Source organism: Pseudomonas sp. SDO55104_S430, from assembly GCF_054070595.1.
In genome coordinates, this window is record NZ_JBSVXG010000032.1 from 13,384 (window position 1) to 32,976 (window position 19,593).

The 19,593-nt window shown below is 60.4% G+C and carries 25 protein-coding genes; 14 read left to right on the forward strand and 11 right to left on the reverse strand.

Annotated elements, in window-relative coordinates:
• Nucleotides 1-11 precede the first annotated feature (11 nt).
• Nucleotides 12-1,454 (forward strand): metalloprotease TldD, encoded by a 1,443-nt coding sequence (gene tldD / locus ACW9JE_RS08695; RefSeq protein WP_457432520.1) that lies wholly within the window; start codon nucleotides 12-14, stop codon nucleotides 1,452-1,454.
• A 48-nt stretch (nucleotides 1,455-1,502) separates the two neighbouring features.
• Here tldD and yjgA read toward each other — a convergent pair whose 3' ends face one another.
• Entirely contained in the window at nucleotides 1,503-2,027 is a 525-nt protein-coding gene (gene yjgA, locus ACW9JE_RS08700) for a ribosome biogenesis factor YjgA (protein WP_224538626.1), read from the reverse strand.
• A 108-nt stretch (nucleotides 2,028-2,135) separates the two neighbouring features.
• Here yjgA and pmbA point away from each other — a divergent pair, with 108 nt between their 5' ends.
• From pmbA to ACW9JE_RS08730, 6 genes are all read left to right on the forward strand, one after another.
• The gene (gene pmbA, locus ACW9JE_RS08705; RefSeq protein WP_457432521.1) at nucleotides 2,136-3,482 is read left to right on the forward strand and encodes a metalloprotease PmbA; all 1,347 of its coding nucleotides are present in this window, start codon (nucleotides 2,136-2,138) and stop codon (nucleotides 3,480-3,482) included.
• A 245-nt stretch (nucleotides 3,483-3,727) separates the two neighbouring features.
• Nucleotides 3,728-4,135 carry a FagA protein gene (locus ACW9JE_RS08710; RefSeq protein ID WP_175375931.1) on the forward strand — a complete coding sequence of 136 codons (408 nt, stop codon included), beginning with the start codon at nucleotides 3,728-3,730 and terminating at the stop codon, nucleotides 4,133-4,135.
• Nucleotides 4,116-5,492 (forward strand): class II fumarate hydratase, encoded by a 1,377-nt coding sequence (locus ACW9JE_RS08715; protein ID WP_457432522.1) that lies wholly within the window; start codon nucleotides 4,116-4,118, stop codon nucleotides 5,490-5,492. Before ACW9JE_RS08710 ends, ACW9JE_RS08715 begins: the two co-directional genes overlap by 20 nt.
• Before the next feature lie 28 nt (nucleotides 5,493-5,520).
• The gene (locus ACW9JE_RS08720; protein WP_457432523.1) at nucleotides 5,521-5,949 is read left to right on the forward strand and encodes a hypothetical protein; all 429 of its coding nucleotides are present in this window, start codon (nucleotides 5,521-5,523) and stop codon (nucleotides 5,947-5,949) included.
• A gap of 1 nt (nucleotide 5,950) precedes the next feature.
• Entirely contained in the window at nucleotides 5,951-6,562 is a 612-nt protein-coding gene (locus ACW9JE_RS08725) for a superoxide dismutase (RefSeq protein ID WP_457432524.1), read from the forward strand.
• Between the two features lie 29 nt (nucleotides 6,563-6,591).
• The gene (locus tag ACW9JE_RS08730) at nucleotides 6,592-7,485 is read left to right on the forward strand and encodes a ZIP family metal transporter (protein WP_457432525.1); all 894 of its coding nucleotides are present in this window, start codon (nucleotides 6,592-6,594) and stop codon (nucleotides 7,483-7,485) included.
• A gap of 56 nt (nucleotides 7,486-7,541) precedes the next feature.
• Here the strand turns inward: ACW9JE_RS08730 and ACW9JE_RS08735 are convergent, their stop codons facing one another.
• The 10 genes from ACW9JE_RS08735 to ACW9JE_RS08780 form a co-directional block, all read right to left on the reverse strand.
• Nucleotides 7,542-7,817, reverse strand: a complete 276-nt coding sequence (locus ACW9JE_RS08735) for an HPr family phosphocarrier protein (protein WP_224538380.1) — start codon at nucleotides 7,815-7,817, stop codon at nucleotides 7,542-7,544.
• 15 nt (nucleotides 7,818-7,832) lie between these two features.
• Nucleotides 7,833-8,690 (reverse strand): RNase adapter RapZ, encoded by an 858-nt coding sequence (gene rapZ / locus ACW9JE_RS08740; protein ID WP_224538382.1) that lies wholly within the window; start codon nucleotides 8,688-8,690, stop codon nucleotides 7,833-7,835.
• Nucleotides 8,691-8,692: 2 nt separating this feature from the next.
• On the reverse strand, nucleotides 8,693-9,157 hold the full coding sequence (gene ptsN, locus ACW9JE_RS08745) for a PTS IIA-like nitrogen regulatory protein PtsN (RefSeq protein ID WP_224538384.1): 465 nt from the start codon (nucleotides 9,155-9,157) through the stop codon (nucleotides 8,693-8,695).
• 12 nt (nucleotides 9,158-9,169) lie between these two features.
• Nucleotides 9,170-9,478: a ribosome hibernation-promoting factor, HPF/YfiA family gene (gene hpf / locus ACW9JE_RS08750; RefSeq protein WP_224538386.1), complete on the reverse strand. Its 309-nt coding sequence runs from the start codon at nucleotides 9,476-9,478 to the stop codon at nucleotides 9,170-9,172.
• A 75-nt stretch (nucleotides 9,479-9,553) separates the two neighbouring features.
• On the reverse strand, nucleotides 9,554-11,047 hold the full coding sequence (locus tag ACW9JE_RS08755) for an RNA polymerase factor sigma-54 (protein WP_224538388.1): 1,494 nt from the start codon (nucleotides 11,045-11,047) through the stop codon (nucleotides 9,554-9,556).
• A gap of 182 nt (nucleotides 11,048-11,229) precedes the next feature.
• Nucleotides 11,230-11,955 (reverse strand): LPS export ABC transporter ATP-binding protein, encoded by a 726-nt coding sequence (lptB, locus tag ACW9JE_RS08760; protein ID WP_175375940.1) that lies wholly within the window; start codon nucleotides 11,953-11,955, stop codon nucleotides 11,230-11,232.
• Entirely contained in the window at nucleotides 11,956-12,504 is a 549-nt protein-coding gene (lptA, locus tag ACW9JE_RS08765) for a lipopolysaccharide transport periplasmic protein LptA (protein ID WP_457432526.1), read from the reverse strand. It abuts the gene before it with no gap.
• A complete protein-coding gene (lptC, locus tag ACW9JE_RS08770) occupies nucleotides 12,491-13,063 on the reverse strand; it encodes an LPS export ABC transporter periplasmic protein LptC (protein ID WP_175375942.1) in 573 nt (190 codons plus the stop codon). Before lptC ends, lptA begins: the two co-directional genes overlap by 14 nt.
• A gap of 8 nt (nucleotides 13,064-13,071) precedes the next feature.
• Nucleotides 13,072-13,596, reverse strand: a complete 525-nt coding sequence (locus tag ACW9JE_RS08775) for a KdsC family phosphatase (protein ID WP_224538393.1) — start codon at nucleotides 13,594-13,596, stop codon at nucleotides 13,072-13,074.
• Entirely contained in the window at nucleotides 13,597-14,571 is a 975-nt protein-coding gene (locus tag ACW9JE_RS08780; RefSeq protein ID WP_224538395.1) for a KpsF/GutQ family sugar-phosphate isomerase, read from the reverse strand.
• A 275-nt stretch (nucleotides 14,572-14,846) separates the two neighbouring features.
• On the opposite strand from ACW9JE_RS08780, the gene ACW9JE_RS08785 reads away from it, so the two are divergent.
• The 7 genes from ACW9JE_RS08785 (at nucleotide 14,847) to murA (ending at nucleotide 19,529) form a co-directional block, all read left to right on the forward strand.
• A complete protein-coding gene (locus ACW9JE_RS08785; RefSeq protein ID WP_224538397.1) occupies nucleotides 14,847-15,659 on the forward strand; it encodes an ATP-binding cassette domain-containing protein in 813 nt (270 codons plus the stop codon).
• The gene (mlaE, locus tag ACW9JE_RS08790) at nucleotides 15,659-16,456 is read left to right on the forward strand and encodes a lipid asymmetry maintenance ABC transporter permease subunit MlaE (RefSeq protein WP_175375946.1); all 798 of its coding nucleotides are present in this window, start codon (nucleotides 15,659-15,661) and stop codon (nucleotides 16,454-16,456) included. Before ACW9JE_RS08785 ends, mlaE begins: the two co-directional genes overlap by 1 nt.
• The gene (gene mlaD, locus ACW9JE_RS08795) at nucleotides 16,456-16,923 is read left to right on the forward strand and encodes an outer membrane lipid asymmetry maintenance protein MlaD (protein WP_175375947.1); all 468 of its coding nucleotides are present in this window, start codon (nucleotides 16,456-16,458) and stop codon (nucleotides 16,921-16,923) included. Before mlaE ends, mlaD begins: the two co-directional genes overlap by 1 nt.
• Before the next feature lie 11 nt (nucleotides 16,924-16,934).
• Nucleotides 16,935-17,585, forward strand: coding sequence for an MlaC/ttg2D family ABC transporter substrate-binding protein (locus ACW9JE_RS08800; protein ID WP_457432527.1), 651 nt, complete (start codon nucleotides 16,935-16,937; stop codon nucleotides 17,583-17,585).
• Nucleotides 17,582-17,887: an STAS domain-containing protein gene (locus tag ACW9JE_RS08805; protein ID WP_224538402.1), complete on the forward strand. Its 306-nt coding sequence runs from the start codon at nucleotides 17,582-17,584 to the stop codon at nucleotides 17,885-17,887. The genes ACW9JE_RS08800 and ACW9JE_RS08805 overlap by 4 nt, the downstream gene beginning before the upstream one ends.
• A gap of 114 nt (nucleotides 17,888-18,001) precedes the next feature.
• Nucleotides 18,002-18,241 carry a BolA family protein gene (locus tag ACW9JE_RS08810; protein WP_224538404.1) on the forward strand — a complete coding sequence of 80 codons (240 nt, stop codon included), beginning with the start codon at nucleotides 18,002-18,004 and terminating at the stop codon, nucleotides 18,239-18,241.
• 22 nt (nucleotides 18,242-18,263) lie between these two features.
• A complete protein-coding gene (murA, locus tag ACW9JE_RS08815) occupies nucleotides 18,264-19,529 on the forward strand; it encodes a UDP-N-acetylglucosamine 1-carboxyvinyltransferase (RefSeq protein ID WP_224538406.1) in 1,266 nt (421 codons plus the stop codon).
• Nucleotides 19,530-19,593 lie beyond the last annotated feature (64 nt).

The window sequence follows — 19,593 nt, forward strand, 5'->3', positions numbered from 1 at the left end:
GCGTAAAGCATATGAGCGAGTTGTTGTCCTCAGTCAGTGAACACCTCCTGGCGCCTGGTGGCGTAACCATCGAAAGCCTGCAAGGCGTACTCGGCGACCTGGCCGGCCCGGGTATCGATGCCGCCGACCTGTATTTCCAGGGGCAGATCTCCGAGTCCTGGGCGCTGGAAGACGGCATCGTCAAGGAAGGCAGTTTCAACCTTGACCAGGGCGTCGGCGTACGCGCGCAGTCCGGCGAAAAAACCGGTTTCGCCTACAGCAATGCAATCACCCTCGAAGCCTTGGGCGCAGCGGCCCGTGCCGCGCGCTCGATTTCCCGTGCCGGTCAGAACGGCACCGTCCAGGCGTTCAGCACCCAGGATGTTGCGCAGTTGTACGCGCCGGACAATCCCCTGGAGGTGCTGACCCGCGCCGAGAAAGTCGAGCTGCTCAAGCGCATCGATGCCGCCACACGCGCACTTGATCCGCGCATCCAGCAAGTCACCGTGAGCATGGCCGGCGTCTGGGAGCGGATTCTGGTGGCGTCCACCGACGGCGGTCTGGCGGCGGATGTGCGGCCGCTGGTGCGCTTCAACGTCAGCGTGATCGTCGAGCAGAACGGCCGTCGCGAACGTGGTGGCCACGGCGGTGGCGGTCGTACCGATTACCGCTATTTCCTCGCCGAAGACCGCGCCATGGGCTATGCCCGCGAAGCGCTGCGTCAGGCGTTGGTCAACCTCGAAGCCATTCCGGCGCCGGCCGGCACCTTGCCGGTGGTTCTCGGTTCCGGCTGGTCGGGCGTTCTGCTGCACGAAGCGGTCGGCCATGGCCTGGAAGGCGACTTCAACCGCAAGGGCAGTTCGGCCTACAGCGGGCGCATGGGCGAAATGGTTGCGTCCAAGCTGTGCACCATCGTCGATGACGGCACACTGGCCGGTCGTCGCGGTTCCCTGAGCGTCGACGACGAAGGCACCCCGACCGAGTGCACCACGCTGATCGAAAACGGCGTGCTCAAGGGCTACATGCAGGACAAGCTCAACGCGCGCCTGATGGGCGTGGCCCGCACCGGTAACGGCCGTCGCGAATCCTACGCGCACTTGCCGATGCCGCGCATGACCAATACCTACATGCTCGGCGGCGAAAGCGATCCGGCGGAAATCATCGCCTCGGTCAAGAAGGGCATCTACTGCGCCAACCTCGGCGGTGGTCAGGTGGACATCACCAGCGGCAAGTTCGTGTTCTCCACCAGCGAGGCCTACCTGATCGAAGACGGCAAAATCACCGCGCCGGTCAAGGGCGCGACGCTGATCGGCAACGGTCCGGAAGCCATGAGCAAAGTGTCGATGGTCGGCAACGATCTGTCGCTGGACAGTGGCGTGGGCACGTGTGGCAAGGATGGGCAGTCGGTGCCGGTGGGTGTCGGTCAGCCAACGCTGAAGATTGATGCGATCACCGTGGGTGGCACGGGGTCGTAAGGGAAGGAGCTGCGGGTGAATCGCCTGGCGATTCACCCGGTCCGAGATTTAACGCAGACCGCGTTGAGTCTCGTCCAGCTCACGGATGTACTTGAAGATTTTACGGCTCGAAGCAGGAGGCTTGTTTTGCGCAACCTCGTGCTGGGCCTGACGAATCAGGGAGCGCAGCTGCTGGCGATCGGCGTCCGGGTATTCGACTACGAATTTTTCCAGAACCGCGTCATCACCGGCAATCAGGCGATCGCGCCAGCGTTCCAGGTTATGGAAGCGCTCGTTGTACTGGCGAGTGGAGGCATCGAGTTGATCGAGCAGAACCAGAATGGCGTCAGTGTCCTGATCGCGCATCAGTTTGCCGATGAATTGAAGGTGCCGTTTACGCGCGATGTGCGCGGTGTGCTTGGGCGCATCGGCCAGGGCCCGGCGCAAGGCGTCGGTCAAGGGCAGTTTTGCCAGCAGGTCAGGCTTGAGCGTCGTGAGGCGCTCGCCAAGGTCAACCAGAGCATGCAGCTCGCGTTTGACCTGGGATTTGCTTTTTTCTCCCGTATCGAGGGAGTCGTCGTAAGAATCAACCATGGTGGCCGTCCGCAAAGAAACGCCGCCATGATAACCAGTCGGGGGCCGCTTGTCCGGCCCGGTCGCTCGATGACCGTTACCGAAAGCAGAATTTGAGTGGAGAACAGCATGAGTGCAGTTGAAAGAGTCGGCCCACAAGCATTGCCGGCACTGCAGGAACAGGTCGAGCAGATCATCGCTGAGGCCAAGCGTCAGGGTGCCAGTGCCTGTGAAGTGGCGGTGTCCCTGGAGCAGGGGCTGTCGACTTCGGTGCGTCAGCGCGAGGTCGAAACCGTCGAGTTCAACCGCGATCAGGGCTTCGGCATCACCTTGTATGTCGGCCAGCGCAAGGGCTCGGCCAGCACCTCGGCCAGCGGCCCTGACGCCATTCGCGAAACCGTCGCCGCCGCTCTGGCCATCGCCAAACACACCTCTGAAGACGACGCCTCGGGCCTGGCCGACGCCGCGCTGATGGCTCGGGATCTTCATGATTTCGACCTGTTCCACGCCTGGGACATCACCCCGGAACAAGCCATCGAGAAAGCCTTGCTCTGCGAAGCCGCGGCCTTCGATGCCGACGCGCGGATCAAGAACGCCGACGGCACCACCTTGAGCACGCATCAGGGTTGCCGCGTCTACGGCAACAGCCACGGCTTCATCGGCGGCTACGCCTCGACCCGTCACAGCCTGAGCTGCGTGATGATCGCGGAGGCCGATGGCCAGATGCAGCGCGATTACTGGTATGACGTTAACCGCATTGGCAATTTGCTGGCGGACCCGGTGAGCATCGGCCAGCGTGCTGCGCAACGGGCGGCGAGCCGTCTGGGCGCGCGTCCGGTGCCGACCTGCGAAGTGCCAGTGCTGTTTTCCGCAGAACTGGCCGGTGGTTTGTTTGGCAGTTTCCTGTCGGCGATTTCCGGCGGCAGTCTTTATCGCAAGTCGTCGTTCCTCGAAGGCACCCTGGGGCAGAAGCTGTTCCCGGAATGGCTGACTCTCGACGAGCGTCCACACCTGATGCGCGCCCTGGGCAGTGCGGCGTTCGACGGTGATGGCCTGGCCACTTACGCCAAGCCGTTCGTCGAAAATGGCGAGCTGGTGTCCTACATCCTCGGGACCTATTCCGGTCGCAAACTCGGCATGCCGAGTACCGCCAACGCCGGTGGCGTACACAACCTGTTCGTGACCCATGGCGATGAAGACCAGGCGGCATTGATTCGCCGCATGGGTCGCGGCCTGCTGGTGACCGAGCTGATGGGACAGGGGCTGAACATGGTCACCGGCGACTACTCGCGCGGTGCGGCGGGGTACTGGGTCGAGAACGGCGAAATCCAGTTCGCGGTGCAGGAAGTGACCATCGCCGGCAACATGCGCGACATGTTCAAGCAGATCGTAGCGGTGGGGAATGACCTGGAGCTGCGCAGCAACATTCGTACAGGGTCGGTGCTGATCGAGCGGATGATGGTCGCCGGCAGCTAAACCTCCTCGCTGTACAAAAAAGGCGCGCCACCCATCGGGTGGCGCGCCTTTTTTATTGGCCGAAAACGAAACCCTGTGGGAGCGAGCCTGCTCGCGATAGCGGTCTGTCAGCCGACGCCTGTGTTGAATGATCAATCGCATCGCGAGCAGGCTCGCTCCCACAATGATTCCTCTGATCCGTGCGGGGTTGTTTTGGTTCTCATTATCATCTAATAATAAATCTCATTATCGAATGAGCCCGGATCATGAGTTCTGCCTTGCACGAGCAGCCCTACCTCGAAAACTGGCGCTGGATGAGTCGCCAGATCCGTTGCGCGATGGATCCCGACGAACCCCGCCTGATCGAACATTACCTGGCCGAAGGCCGGTATCTGGCGTGTTGCACGGCCACCTCTGCCTGGACCGTCGCTGAAACCTCTTTCCGCTTGTTGCTCGACACGGCCGCCGATGTGGCGCTGCCCTGGCACTGGCGCACCTACTGCCTGGATCAAGCCTGGCGCCCGCTGCGCGAGCTGGAACGCCTCTCCCTCTGCAAATGCCGGCTCAAACGCTGGCAGAGCTACACCTGGCAACTGGCGACCTGCGAGTTGCAACCCTCCATCCCTCTTATCGAACTGGTGCAAGGATTTACAGATGACCAAGACACGTATTGAGCGCGACAGCATGGGCGAGCTTCAGGTCCCGGAAGACGCCCTCTACGGTGCACAGACCCAACGTGCTGTGGATAACTTCCCGATCAGCGGCAAGCCGATGCCGGAGCAATTCATTCGAGCGCTGATCCTGGCCAAGGCTGCGGCAGCCCGGGCCAACATCGAGCTCAAGCAGATCAGCCCGTCCCAGGGCAAAGCCATCGTCGATGCGGCGCAAGGTCTGCTCGAAGGCGATTTCATGCAGCACTTCCCGGTGGATATCTTCCAGACCGGTTCCGGCACCAGTTCCAACATGAACGCCAACGAAGTGATCGCCACCCTTGCCAGCCGCCTGCTGGGCGAGCCGGTGAACCCGAACGATCACGTCAACTGCGGCCAGAGCAGCAACGACATCATCCCGACCACCATCCACGTCAGCGCCGCGCTGGCCTTGCACGAGCAGTTGCTGCCGGCCCTGAACGGCCTGGTGCAGGTAATCGAACAAAAGGCCGGGCAAGTGCATCACCACGTAAAGACCGGCCGCACCCATCTGATGGATGCCATGCCCGTGCGCCTGAGCCAGGTGCTCAACGGTTGGGCGCAGCAGCTCAAGGCCAACATCGGTCATCTGCAAGGCCTGCAGCCAAGCCTGCAATCCCTGGCGCAGGGCGGCACGGCGGTGGGCACCGGGATCAATGCGCATCCCGAGTTCGCGGCGCGTTTCAGCCAGCAGTTGAGCCAACTGACCAAGGTGGAATTCACCCCGGGCGTGGACCTGTTTGCCCTGATCGGTTCCCAGGACACCGCCGTCGCGGTTTCCGGTCAGCTCAAGGCGACCGCAGTCTCGCTGATGAAAATTGCCAACGATCTGCGCTGGATGAACTCCGGTCCCTTGGCCGGTCTGGGTGAAATCGAACTCGAAGCGCTGCAACCAGGCTCTTCGATCATGCCGGGCAAGGTCAATCCGGTGATCCCGGAAGCCACCGCCATGGTCGCCGCCCAGGTGATCGGCAACGACACGGTCATCACCATCGCCGGCCAGTCGGGCAACTTCGAGCTGAACGTGATGCTGCCGATCGTCGCCCAGAACCTGCTGAGCAGCATCGAGTTGCTCGCCAACGCCAGCCGCCTGCTCGGTGAAAAGGCCATTGCCAGCTTCAAGGTCAACGAGTCCCGTCTCAAGGAAGCCCTGTCGCGCAACCCGATTCTGGTGACCGCGCTGAACCCGATCATCGGCTACCAGAAGGCCGCGGAGATCGCGAAGAAGGCCTACGCCCAGGGGCGCCCGGTGATCGATGTCGCGCTGGAATACACCGACCTGTCCCGCAGCCAGCTGGAAGAGCTGCTCAACCCGGAAAAACTCACCGCAGGCGGCGTGTAAAACCCCGCTGCCGCCTTGGAGGTACACCATGGAGCACTGGAAACGTACGATCGAAAGAGCCAATCGTTTTTTCATGCAGGGTGAACTGGTCGATGCTCGCGAGGCTTACTTGCAGGCGTTGGCCCTGGCTCAGGTGCTGTTCGAGCGCTGGGCGAATGCCGATGAAGCGGTGGCGGCCTGCGTGATTTCCCATCACAACCTGGCGGACCTGCATCTGCGTCTGAATCAGCCGGAGGAGAGCGCCGAATACCTGTGCGCCATCCACCAGCGGCTGTTGCAGACCATGCAGGACTCGCGGTTGCCGCAAGCCTTGCGCGAAGCCGCGTTGCGTCAGAGCAGCAAGACCTATGTCGAACTGCTGAATTTCATCAGCGAACACGGCGAATACCCGCGCACCCATCGCTTGCTGCACATCGATGCCGCTTCGCCTGCGCCTCACCATCATGGAGTTCATTGAAATGGCTTTTACCTTGCCTGCCTTGCCGTACGCCTACGACGCCCTGGAACCGCACATCGATGCGCAGACCATGGAGATTCACTACACCAAGCATCACCAGACCTACATCAACAACCTGAACGCCGCGGTCGAAGGCACCGAGTTCGCCGAATGGCCCGTGGAAAAACTGGTCGCCGCCGTGCAGCAACTGCCGGAGAAACTGCGTGCAGCGGTGATCAATCAGGGCGGCGGTCACGCCAACCATTCGCTGTTCTGGGAAGTCATGGCGCCCCACGGCGGCGGCAAGCCCGAAGGCGCTTTGGCCAAGGCCATCGACGAGCAACTGGGCGGTCTGGACAGTTTCAAGGAGGCCTTCACCAAGGCGGCGCTGACCCGCTTCGGCAGTGGTTGGGCCTGGCTGAGCGTCACACCGCAGAAGACTCTGATAGTGGAAAGCAGCGGTAACCAGGACAGCCCGTTGATGAATGGCAACACACCGATTCTCGGTCTGGATGTCTGGGAACACGCTTACTACCTGCGATATCAGAATCGCCGTCCGGAATACATCAGCGCGTTTTACAACGTGATCAACTGGCCCGAAGTCGCTGCGCGCTATCAGGCTGCTTTGAATTAAGTCCACCCGCACACAATCCAAGGCTGAATATGGGCACTGAAACACTGGCGATCGGAAGTGGACGAATGTTTCGTTACGCGTTTGGATCGCTGTTAGTGCTGGCGGGCATGAGCTTGCTGGTGGCGCACGGGCTGGAGTGGCTGAATCTGGAGCCGAGGTTGTCGAGGGCACTGCAGGGCGGTGCTATCTGCGCCCTCGGCACCGCGCTCGGGGCGTTGCCGGTACTGGTGATTCGGCGCATGCCCCAAGCGCTCAGCGATACGTTGTTGGGATTTGGCGCCGGCGTGATGCTGGCGGCGACCGCGTTCTCGTTGATCGTGCCCGGCATTGCCGCGGCGGAAAAACTCGGCATGACGCCGTGGGGCGCCAGTGGCCTGATCTGTTTCGGCATCATGCTCGGCGCGTTCGGTCTGTTCCTGGTCGATCGCAAGGTGTCCGGCGCATCCCCGGAAGAGCTCATCGGTACCCTTGAGCGTCCGGTCATTCCGCCACGGATCTGGCTGTTCGTGTTCGCGATCATTGCCCATAACATTCCCGAAGGCATGGCGGTGGGCGTGTCCGCCGGTGGCGGCATGCCGGACGCCGACAGCCTGGCCATGGGCATTGCCCTGCAGGATGTGCCGGAGGGGCTGGTGATTGCTTTGGTATTGGCCGGGGCGGGGATGTCGCGGTTCAAGGCGTTCCTGATCGGTGCGGCGTCAGGTCTGGTCGAACCGGTGTTCGCGCTGTTGTGCGCGTGGTTGGTGAGCCTGGCTGAATTGCTGTTGCCGTTGGGTCTGGCATTGGCGGCGGGGGCGATGTTGCTGGTGGTGACTCACGAAGTCATCCCGGAGTCGCGTCGCAATGGTCACGACAAGCTGGCCAGCCTTGGGTTGTTGATCGGCTTTTGCCTGATGATGGTGATGGATACGGCGTTGGGCTGACTGCACCCTGTAGCAGCCGGACGCAGGCTGCGCCAGCTGCTACAGGGGCTGCGGTGTTATTCGCCTTCGTCGAAATAGTTGTTTATCAAGGCAACCAGCGCATCCATCGCTTCCTGATCCTGCGCACCTTCCGTACTCAGGTGGATCATGGTGCCCTTGCCGGCGGCAAGCATCATCATGGCCATGATGCTTTTGCCGTCCACGGTGGATTCCGGCGTGCGGCCGACCCGGATGGTGCAATCCTTGAATTGGCCGGCGACCCCGACGAATTTTGCAGATGCCCGGGCATGCAGACCCAGTTTGTTGATGATTTCGATTTCCCGAGCAGGCATCGCGATGTGAATCCTTTAGCTGAGGTCGCGGTGGCGGACCTGGACGTTCTTCAAAGATTGCTGCAGGGTCTTGGCCAGCCGTTCGGTCAGATAGACAGAACGGTGATGCCCGCCAGTGCAACCGATGGCAATGGTGACATAGGCGCGATTACTGGCAGCAAAGCGGGGCAACCATTTGAGCAAATAAGTGGATATGTCCTGAAACATCTCTTCAACATCCGGCTGTGCCGCCAGGTACTCGGCAACCGGTAAATCGAGACCGGACTGCGCGCGCAACTCCGGCTTCCAGTAAGGATTGGGCAGGCAGCGCACATCGAACACCAGATCGGCGTCCACCGGCATGCCGCGCTTGAAGCCGAAAGACTCCACCAGGAACGCAGTGCCGGGCTCCGGCTGGTTCAGCAGGCGTAGCTTGATCGAATCGCGCAGCTGATAGAGGTTCAGGTTGGTGGTATCGAGTTTCAGATCTGCCAGGTCGGCAATCGGGTCCAGCAGGATCTTTTCGTCGGTGATCGCTTCAGCGAGCGAGCGGTTGGCATTGCTCAGCGGGTGGCGGCGACGAGTTTCAGAAAAGCGCTTGAGCAGGGTCTCGTCGTCGGCATCCAGGTACAGGACATCGCACTGGATATGCCGGCTGCGGACTTCTTCCAACAACTCCGGGAACCGTGACAAATGGCTAGGCAGGTTGCGGGCGTCGATGGACACCGCCACCAGCGGTTGTAGCAGTTCGGTATGGATCAGCGCGCGTTCGGCCAGTTCAGGCAGCAATCCGGCGGGCAGGTTGTCGATGCAGTAGTAGCCGTTGTCCTCGAGTACATCGAGGGCGGTACTTTTACCTGAGCCGGAGCGGCCGCTGACGATGATCAAGCGCATGGTTACGGCCTGTTTTGCTCGTCCAGGACAACCTGATACAAGGCTTCATTGCTCGGGGCGCTGCGCAGTTTTTCGCGCACATCCTTGCGGTCGAGCATGCTGGCGATCTGGCGCAACAGCTCCAGATGGGCGTCGGTGGCGGCTTCCGGGACCAGCAGGACAAACAGCAGGTCGACCGGGGCGCCATCGATCGCATCGAAATCGATAGGGGCATCCAGGTGCATCAGCGCGCTGATGGGCGAGGTGCAACCCTTGAGGCGGCAATGAGGAATGGCGATGCCGTTGCCAAAACCCGTAGAGCCGAGTTTTTCACGGGCAATCAATGCCTCGAAGACAACTTGCATCTCCAGATCCGGAAAACTGCGGTGGATAAGGTTGGCAATTTGTTCGAGGGCTTTCTTTTTACTGCCTCCCGGCACGTTCACCAGGGAACGGCCGGGGGTCAGGATATTTTCAAGTCGGATCATGGGTAGGGAGTGTTAACGACCGGTAGCGCCCTGGAGGAGGCTCTGGGTCTTTTCCTTATGCTTTTTGAGTTGTTTGTCCAGCTTGTCGGTCAGTGCGTCGATCGCTGCGTACATGTCGGTATGTTCCGCGTTGGCGACCACTTCACTGCCGGGAATATGCAGGGTGGCTTCGATTTTCTGCTTCAGTTTTTCGACCGTCATCGTGACCTGCACGTTGGTGATCTTGTCGAAATGTCGCTCCAATCGATCGAGTTTTTCGCCGATGTAGGTGCGAAGAGGTTCGGTCACTTCCAGTTGGTGTCCACTGATGTTGACTTGCATACAGCTTCTCCTTCGTTGCCAGTGCATAAAGCGGCAGGCACAAATTACCTGCCACTGGAACGCTGTGGCGTGGCCCTACATCAACCGCTTGCGTTCGCTCGAAGGCGCGATCCCGAGGGATTCGCGGTACTTGGCGACGGTGCGGCGAGCCACCTGAATGCCTTGTGCCTCCAGTAAACCAGCGATCTTGCTGTCACTCAACGGCTTTTTCTGATTTTCAGCGGCAACCAGTTTTTTGATGATCGCGCGGATCGCCGTGGACGAGCATTCTCCGCCTTCAGAGGTGCTGACGTGGCTGGAGAAAAAGTATTTCAGCTCGTAGATGCCCCGAGGGGTATGCATGAATTTCTGGGTGGTCACCCGGGAAATCGTCGACTCGTGCATGCCCACCGCTTCGGCGATGTCGTGCAGGACCAGCGGCTTCATGGCCTCGTCGCCGTACTCCAGGAAGCCGCGCTGATGCTCGACGATCTGGGTGGCCACTTTCATCAGGGTTTCGTTGCGGCTCTGCAGGCTCTTGATGAACCAGCGGGCTTCCTGCAACTGATTGCGCATGAAGGTGTTATCGGCGCTGGTGTCGGCGCGGCGCACGAAACCGGCGTACTGGGCGTTGACCCGCAGCCGAGGCACCGACTCCTGGTTGAGTTCCACCAGCCAGCGCTCGTTGTCCTTGCGCACGATCACGTCGGGCACCACGTATTCGGCTTCGGTGGACTCGATCTGCGAGCCCGGACGCGGGTTGAGGCTCTGGACCAGTTCGATCACCTGGCGCAGCTCGTCTTCCTTGAGCTTCATGCGGCGCATCAGCTGGCTGTAATCGCGGCTGCCGAGCAGGTCGATGAAGTCGGTGACCAGGCGCTTGGCTTCGGTCAGCCAAGGGGTCTTGGCGGGCAGCTGGCGCAATTGCAGCAGCAGACACTCGCCCAGGTTGCGGGCGCCGATGCCGGCGGGTTCGAATTGCTGGATGCGGTGCAGGACGGCTTCGATCTCGTCCAGCTCGATGTCGAGTTCCGGATCGAAGGCTTCGTGGATTTCTTCGAGGGTTTCGTCGAGGTAGCCCTGATTGTTGATGCAATCGATCAGGGTCACGGCGATCAGGCGGTCGGTGTCGGACATCGGCGCCAGGTTCAATTGCCACAGCAGATGGCTTTGCAGGCTTTCACCGGCCGACGTGCGGGTGGTGAAGTCCCATTCGTCGTCATCGTTGCTGGGCAGGCTGCTGGCGCTGGTCTGGTAGACATCTTCCCAGGCGGTGTCGACGGGCAGTTCGTTGGGAATGCGTTCGTTCCAGTCACCTTCCTCGAGGTTGTCGACGGTTGGTGCGCTTTCCTGGTAGGAGGGTTCCTGGATTTCCGTGTTTGGCTTCTGTTCGACGTTGTCGGCCATCGGATCGGAGTTGTCGAAGTCGTCGCCTTCTTCCTGGCGTTCGAGCATCGGATTGGACTCCAGGGCCTCCTGGATTTCCTGTTGCAGGTCCAGGGTCGACAATTGGAGCAGGCGGATGGCCTGTTGCAGCTGCGGTGTCATCGTCAGCTGCTGGCCCATTCTCAAGACTAGCGATGGTTTCATGGCAGGGGCTTAACACCTTATTCCGGCGCACATGCGCCATCCACTACAGGGCGCCGAAGCGCCAAACATAAGCAAATTATATGCCTGATATTGCAGTGTTTGCCTAGAGCGCTGTAACAATAAAAAAGTGTTGATTTTTTATCGAGACAAGCGCTCGGTCGACCAGCCTCGCACCAAGGTGCTTATAGGCGGAACTCGTGGCCCAGATACACTTCCTTGACCAGGTCATTGGCCAGGATCGTCTCGGAGTCGCCTTCTGCAATCAACTGCCCATCATTGACGATATAGGCGGTTTCGCAGATGTCCAGCGTCTCGCGGACGTTGTGGTCGGTGATCAGCACGCCAATGCCCTTGGCCTTGAGGTGGTGAATGATCTGTTTGATGTCGCCGACCGAGATCGGGTCCACGCCGGCGAAGGGTTCGTCGAGCAGGATGAACTTGGGGTTGGTGGCCAGCGCACGGGCGATTTCCACGCGGCGACGTTCACCACCGGACAGGCTCATGCCCAGGTTGTCGCGAATGTGGCTGATGTGGAATTCCTGCAGCAGGCTTTCCAGTTCGCGACGACGGCCTGCCTTGTCGAGCTCCTTGCGGGTCTCCAGGATCGCCATGATGTTGTCGGCTACCGAGAGCTTGCGGAAGATCGATGCTTCCTGCGGCAGGTAGCCGATACCGGCTTTGGCGCGACCGTGCATCGGCTGGTGGCTGACGTCCAGGTCGTCGATCAGCACGCGGCCCTGATCGGCTCGTACCAGGCCGACGATCATGTAGAAGCAGGTGGTCTTGCCGGCGCCGTTAGGGCCGAGCAGGCCGACGATCTGACCGCTGTCGATGGACAGGCTGACGTCACGCACGACCTGGCGGCTCTTGTAGCTCTTGGCCAGATGCTGAGCTTTCAGAGTTGCCATTTACGGGGCCTTTTGCTCGTCGGTTTTCTTTTTCGGCTGGATCACCATGTCGATGCGTGGACGCGATTCGGTGACGTTGCTGCCGGTAGCGCGACCGGCGCTGGCCAGCTTCTTGACTGTGTCGTAGACGATTTTCTCGCCCTGGGTGGTGTTGTTGTCCTTGTCGATCACTTTGGCGCGATCGATCAGTACCACGCGGTTCTGCTGAGCGTGGTACTGGATGGTTACACCCCAGCCCTGCACCGGCTTGGGATCGCCCGCGGTCTGCAGTTGTTCGAAGTAAGCCAGGTTGCCCACCGAGGTCACCACGTCGATGTCGCCGTTGGGCGCGCGGGTCATGGTCACTTTATTGCCGGTAACCTTCATCGAACCCTGGGTGATGATCACATCGCCGGTGTAGGTGGCAATGCCGTTCTTGTCGTCCAGCTGGGCATCGTCGGCCTGGATACGGATTGGCTGCTGCTGATCGTTCGGCAGAGCCCAGGCGCTCACGCTTCCCAGTGCTGCGCTCAGACCGAGCAAAATAGGGAGAGTTTTAACGAGCCTCATACTGTCCTCTTACGTTCGATAGCAGGTGAATCCTGCTTTCCTTCAAATACGCTTTCATTCCTACACCGGTCGATACGCCGCCAGCGCCGTCGATTCTAACGGGTTGCTGGGTCTGCGCATATTGCTCCTGAGGGAACACTGTCATGCGGGTGGAAGTGATCAGCACATCACGGTTCTTTTCATCGGTGCGCTTGACGCGCACGTTGTCGATCAGTTCGACCTCGGTGCCACCCGGGTTCACTTCGCCGCGCTCGCTGGTCACGTGCCACGGGAACTCGGTGCCGCGGTACATGTTCAGGTCAGGCTTGGTGACCAGGGTGACGTCGGTGGCCTTCACGTGTTCGGCCTTGTCGGACGTCATTTCGTACTGCACCTTGCCGTCTTCGAGGTATTGCAGGGTGTGAGTATTGGTCGCGTACCAGTCGATCGGGCTTTCGGTGGTCTTGGCCGGTGGCTTGTCGAGGAAGCGTTCCGGGCTGATGTTCCAGTAACCGACTGCGACCAGAATCGCGGCGATAAAGGTCAGCAGCACGGCATTTCGAAGTTTTTTACTAAACATGTTCAGGCTCACAGGTACGCGGCGTTTGCCGCATCGAGGCGGTCCTGGGCGCGCAGGATCAATTCGCAGAACTCGCGGGCGGCACCTTCGCCACCGCGGGCCAGGGTCACGCCGTGAGCGTGTTCGCGCACGAAGCCGGCAGCATTGGCCACCGCCATGCCCAGGCCGACGCGGCGAATCACCGGCAGGTCAGGCAGGTCGTCACCCAGGTAGGCGACCTGTTCATAGCTTAGGTTGAGTTGGCCGAGAAGCTCGTCCAGCACCACCAGTTTGTCTTCGCGACCCTGATACAGGTGGGGGATGCCCAGATTCTTCGCGCGTCTTTCGACTACCGGGGTCTTGCGGCCACTGATGATGGCGGTCTGCACGCCGGCCGCCATCAGCATCTTGATGCCCTGGCCGTCGAGGGTGTTGAAGGTCTTGAATTCGCTGCCGTCTTCAAGGAAGTACAGGCGCCCGTCGGTGAGGACGCCGTCGACGTCGAAAACCGCCAGTTTGATCGCTTTGCCGCGTTGCAACAGTTCGTTGCTCATTTACATGACTCCTGCGCGCAGCAGATCGGAGAGGTTGAAGGCGCCGATCGGGCGATCTTCATCGTCCACGACGACCAGTGCGTTGATTCGGTGATCTTCCATGATTTTCAGCGCTTCGGCGGCGAGCATCTCGGCGCGGGCGGTCTTGCCGTGGGCGGTCATCACTTCGTCGATGGTGACGCTGTGAATGTCGATGGGACGATCCAGGGTGCGACGCAAGTCGCCGTCGGTGAAGATCCCGGCCAGCTTGCCGTCGGCTTCGAGAATGACGGTCATGCCCAAGCCCTTGCGGGTCATTTCCATCAACGCGTCCTTGAGCAGGGTGCCGCGTTGAACCTGCGGCAGCTCCTGCCCGGCATGCATGACGCTTTCCACTTTCAGCAGCAGGCGACGGCCCAGTGCACCGCCCGGATGGGAGAACGCGAAGTCTTCGGCGGTGAATCCGCGAGCGTCCAGCAGCGCCACGGCCAGGGCGTCGCCCATGACCAGTGCGGCGGTAGTCGAGGAGGTAGGCGCCAGGTTCAGCGGGCAGGCTTCATGGCCGACGTTGACATTGAGGTTGACCTCGGCGGCTTTGGACAGCGCAGAGTCAGGGTTGCCGGTCATGCTGATCAGCTGGATGCCCAGGCGCTTGATAAGCGGCAGCAGGGTAATGATTTCGTTGGTGGAGCCGGAGTTCGACAGCGCGAGAATGATGTCGTCGCGAGTGATCATGCCCATGTCGCCATGGCTGGCTTCAGCCGGATGGACAAAAAACGCGGTGGTGCCGGTGCTGGCCAGGGTGGCGGCGATTTTTCTGCCGATATGCCCCGACTTGCCCATGCCGACCACGACCACGCGACCTTTGCTGGCCAGAATCATCTCGCAGGCGCGTACGAAATCCGCGTCGATTTGCGGCATCAAGCCTTGTACGGCTTCGACTTCGAGGCGGATGGTGCGTTGGGCGGACTGAATCAGGTCGCTGGATTGGCTCATGTCAGAAATCGTTTAGCCTGATGAAAAGGCGGCGATTATAGCGGTTATGATCGAAACCCTCACGCTAGTTCGTCGCGCTTTGTCATTCCTTGTGCGGTAAATCCCTCTAAATGAAGGTTTCTGCCTGTCATACCTAAGAATATGACACGGCATTGACCTTGGGCGCCCGGGGTTTGCAGTGATATAGTTCGCCGCCAGTTCGGCCCGCCCGGAGGTATGTGCTTTCGTCAGAAAGTCAGGCGTCCGAGTGAGAGGTTGCATCGCAAGGAGTTTAGATGAGTGCCGATAACGCCTACGCGGTCGAGCTGAAGGGAGTGACCTTCAAGCGCGGTGCGCGCAGCATTTTCAATAACGTCGATATCCGTATTCCGCGCGGCAAGGTCACCGGCATCATGGGACCTTCCGGCTGCGGCAAGACGACGCTTTTGCGGTTGATGGGCGCGCAGCTGCGACCGACCACGGGCGAAGTCTGGGTCAACGGTCAGAACCTGCCGAAGCTCTCGCGCAGCGATCTGTTCGACGCACGCAAGCACATGGGCGTGCTGTTTCAGAGTGGTGCCCTGTTCACCGATCTCGATGTCTTCGAGAACGTCGCGTTTCCGCTACGCGTCCACACCGATCTGCCCGAAGAAATGATTCGTGACATTGTCCTGCTCAAATTGCAGGCCGTGGGTCTGCGCGGGGCGATCGAGTTGATGCCCGATGAGCTGTCCGGTGGCATGAAGCGTCGCGTCGCCCTGGCACGGGCCATCGCGATGGATCCACAGATTCTCATGTACGACGAGCCCTTTGTCGGCCAGGACCCGATCGCCATGGGTGTTCTTGTCCGCCTGATCCGCCTGCTCAACGACGCGCTGGGCATCACCAGCATCGTGGTTTCCCACGATCTGGCCGAAACCGCGAGCATTGCCGACTATATCTATGTAGTGGGCGATGGGCAGGTGTTGGGGCAGGGCACGCCTGAGGAACTGATGAACTCGGATGAGCCGAAAATTCGTCAATTCATGACCGGCGAACCCGATGGCCCGGTTGCGTACCACTTTCCAGCGACGGATTACCGCGCAGATCTTCTGGGGAAGCGCCGCTGATGCGCAGAATTTCACTAATAGAACGCATACGCCGGTTCGGCCAGGCCGGGATCGACACCGTGTCGGTGTTCGGTCGCTCGACCCTGTTCCTGTTTCACGCCTTGCTCGGTCGCGGCGGCATCGGCGGTGCTTTCGGCCTGCTGGTCAAGCAGCTGCACTCCGTTGGCGTGATGTCGCTGGTGATCATCGTGGTTTCCGGGATTTTCATCGGCATGGTGCTGGCGCTGCAGGGCTTCAACATTCTTTCCAGCTACGGTTCGGAGCAGGCGGTCGGGCAGATGGTGGCGCTGACGCTGCTGCGCGAGCTGGGCCCGGTGGTGACGGCACTGCTGTTTGCAGGTCGTGCAGGTTCGGCGCTGACCGCGGAAATCGGCAACATGAAGTCCACCGAGCAGCTGTCCAGCCTGGAAATGATCGGCGTCGATCCGCTCAAGTACATCGTTGCCCCGCGCCTGTGGGCCGGCTTCATTTCCCTGCCGGTGCTGGCGATGATTTTCAGCGTCGTGGGCATCTGGGGCGGTTCGTGGGTGGCCGTCGACTGGCTGGGCGTCTATGAAGGGTCCTACTGGTCGAACATGCAGAACAGCGTGACCTTTGCCGACGATGTGCTCAACGGCATCATCAAAAGCATGGTTTTTGCCTTTGTCGTGACCTGGATCGCCGTATTCCAAGGCTATGACTGCGAGCCCACCTCCGAGGGGATCAGTCGTGCCACCACCAAGACCGTGGTATATGCCTCTCTGGCAGTGCTCGGCCTGGACTTTATTTTGACCGCCTTGATGTTTGGAGATTTCTGATGCAAAACCGCACCCTGGAAATCGGTGTCGGCCTTTTCCTGCTGGCCGGCATCCTGGCTTTGCTGCTGCTGGCCCTGCGGGTCAGTGGTTTGTCCCCGAGCCCGAGCACCGACACTTATAAACTTTATGCCTATTTCGACAATATCGCCGGTTTGACGGTCAGAGCTAAAGTGACCATGGCCGGTGTGACCATCGGCAAGGTCACGGCGATCGATCTGGACCGCGACAGTTTCACCGGTCGAGTGACCATGCAGCTGGAAAAACGGGTGGATAACCTGCCGACCGATTCCACTGCATCTATCCTGACTGCTGGCCTGTTGGGTGAGAAATACATCGGCATCAGTGTGGGTGGCGAAGAAAAACTGCTCGCCGATGGCGGGACCATCCATGACACCCAGTCGTCGCTGGTGCTCGAGGACCTGATCGGTAAATTCCTGCTCAACACTGTTAGCAAAGACGCTAAATGAGGAGCCTTTAAATGATCTCTATCTTGCGACGTGGCCTGTTGGTATTGCTCGCGGCCCTGCCGCTGATGGCTAACGCCGTGGCGTCCCCTTCCGCGCACGATCTGGTGCAGGACACCACCAACCGGATGCTTTCGGACCTGGCGGCTAACAAAGAGAAGTACAAACAGGATCCGAACGGTTTCTATGCGGCACTGAACAACATTGTCGGGCCGGTGGTGGATGCCGAAGGCATCTCCAAGAGCATCATGACGGTCAAGTACTCGCGCAAGGCCACCCCTGAACAGATGAAGACCTTTGAAGAGAACTTCAAGCGGGGTCTGTTCCAGTTCTACGGCAATGCCTTGCTCGAATACAACAACCAGGGCATCACCGTCGATCCGGCCAAGGACGAGTCGGGCGACCGCACCAGCGTCGGCATGACCGTCAAGGGCAGCAACGGCGCGATCTATCCGGTGTCCTACACCCTGGAAAAGGTCAACGGCGAGTGGAAGCTGCGTAACGTCATCATCAACGGCATCAACATCGGCAAGCTGTTCCGCGATCAGTTCGCCGACGCCATGCAGCGCAATGGCAACGACCTGGACAAGACCATCAACGGCTGGGCCGGTGAAGTCGCCAAGGCCAAGCAGACCGCAGAGCAATCCCCCGAGAAAGCCCAATGAGCGAGTCGGCAGTCCTGATGGATGCCGCCGGTGACCTGCGGCTCAGCGGCGTGCTGGACTATCGCACCGGCCCTGGCCTGCGTGAGCAGGGCCAGGCGCTGATCAAGGCGAGCAAGGCCGCGACCGTGGTGGTCGATTGCTCCGCAGTGACCAAGTCCAGCAGCGTGGGGCTATCCTTGTTGCTGTGCTTCATGCGTGATGCGCAGGCGGCCGGCAAGGCGCTGACCATCCGCGCAATGCCCGAGGACATGCGTGAAATCGCCGAGGTCAGTGAGCTGACCGAGTTGTTGGCCAATCCCTAAACCGCATCGACAGACAAGCCCCCCGTCAGAGTCCTGCTCCGCGGGGTTCGCAGGCGCGGGGCTTTTTTGTATGATGTCCGACCCGCGCGCACATGGCGCCGATTGAGGTTGAGCATGCAGGCCGTAGAAGTGAAAAGCTTCCTTGAAGCAAAGCTGCCAGAAACTCAGGTGGAAGTTGAAGGCGAAGGCTGCAATTTCCAGCTGAACGTGATTAGCGATGAACTGGCGGCATTGAGCCCGGTCAAGCGTCAGCAGCAGATCTATGCCCATTTGAACCCATGGATCACCGATGGCAGCATCCATGCGGTCACTATGAAATTTTTCAGCAGCGCGGCCTGGGCCGAGCGCACCTGAGCCCAAGGGCGTCGAGATTCTTATGGATAAATTGATTATTACTGGCGGCGCTCGTCTTGATGGCGAGATCCGCATCTCCGGGGCAAAGAACTCTGCCCTGCCGATCCTGGCTGCCACGCTGCTGTGCGATGGCCCGGTGACCGTTGCCAACCTGCCGCACCTGCACGACATCACCACCATGATCGAGCTGTTCGGTCGCATGGGCATTGAGCCGGTGATCGACGAGAAGCTGGCTGTCGAAATCGACCCGCGCACCATCAAGACCCTGGTCGCTCCATACGAACTGGTTAAAACCATGCGTGCGTCGATCCTGGTGCTGGGTCCGATGGTTGCCCGTTTCGGCGAAGCCGAAGTGGCGCTGCCAGGCGGTTGCGCCATCGGTTCGCGTCCGGTCGACCTGCACATCCGTGGCCTGGAAGCCATGGGCGCGGTGATCGACGTCGAAGGCGGCTACATCAAGGCCAAGGCGCCTGAAGGCGGCCTGCGCGGTGCGCACTTCTTCTTCGACACCGTCAGCGTGACCGGTACCGAAAACATCATGATGGCCGCTGCACTGGCCAAGGGCCGCAGCGTCCTGGCGAACGCCGCGCGCGAGCCTGAAGTGGTTGACCTGGCGAACTTCCTGAACGCCATGGGCGCCAAGGTTTCCGGCGCCGGCACCGACACCATCACCATCGATGGCGTCGAGCGTCTGCACACCACCACCTTCAAAGTGATGCCCGACCGTATCGAAACCGGCACCTACCTGGTTGCCGCAGCCGTGACCGGGGGTCGCGTGAAGGTCAAGGACACCGATCCGACCATCCTTGAAGCGGTGCTGGAAAAGCTCCGTGAATCGGGTGCCGAGATCAACACCGGCGAAGACTGGATCGAGCTGAACATGCACGGCAAGCGGGCCAAGGCCGTGAACGTGCGCACAGCTCCTTACCCGGCGTTCCCGACCGACATGCAGGCGCAGTTCATCTCCCTCAACGCCGTTGCCGAAGGCACCGGTGCCGTGATCGAGACGATCTTCGAAAACCGCTTCATGCACGTTTACGAACTGCACCGCATGGGCGCCAAGATCCAGGTCGAAGGCAACACTGCCATCGTGACCGGTACCGAAAAGCTCAAGGGCGCGCCAGTCATGGCCACCGACCTGCGTGCTTCGGCCAGCCTGGTGATTTCGGCGCTGGTCGCCGAAGGCGATACCCTGATCGACCGCATCTACCACATCGACCGTGGTTACGAGTGCATCGAAGAGAAACTGCAGATGCTGGGCGCCAAGATCCGTCGCGTTCCGGGCTAGTCATTGCAGATGGGCACAGGGACGTGTCCGACAGGTTTTGTTTCAAGTCGAGCCGGGTATCCGG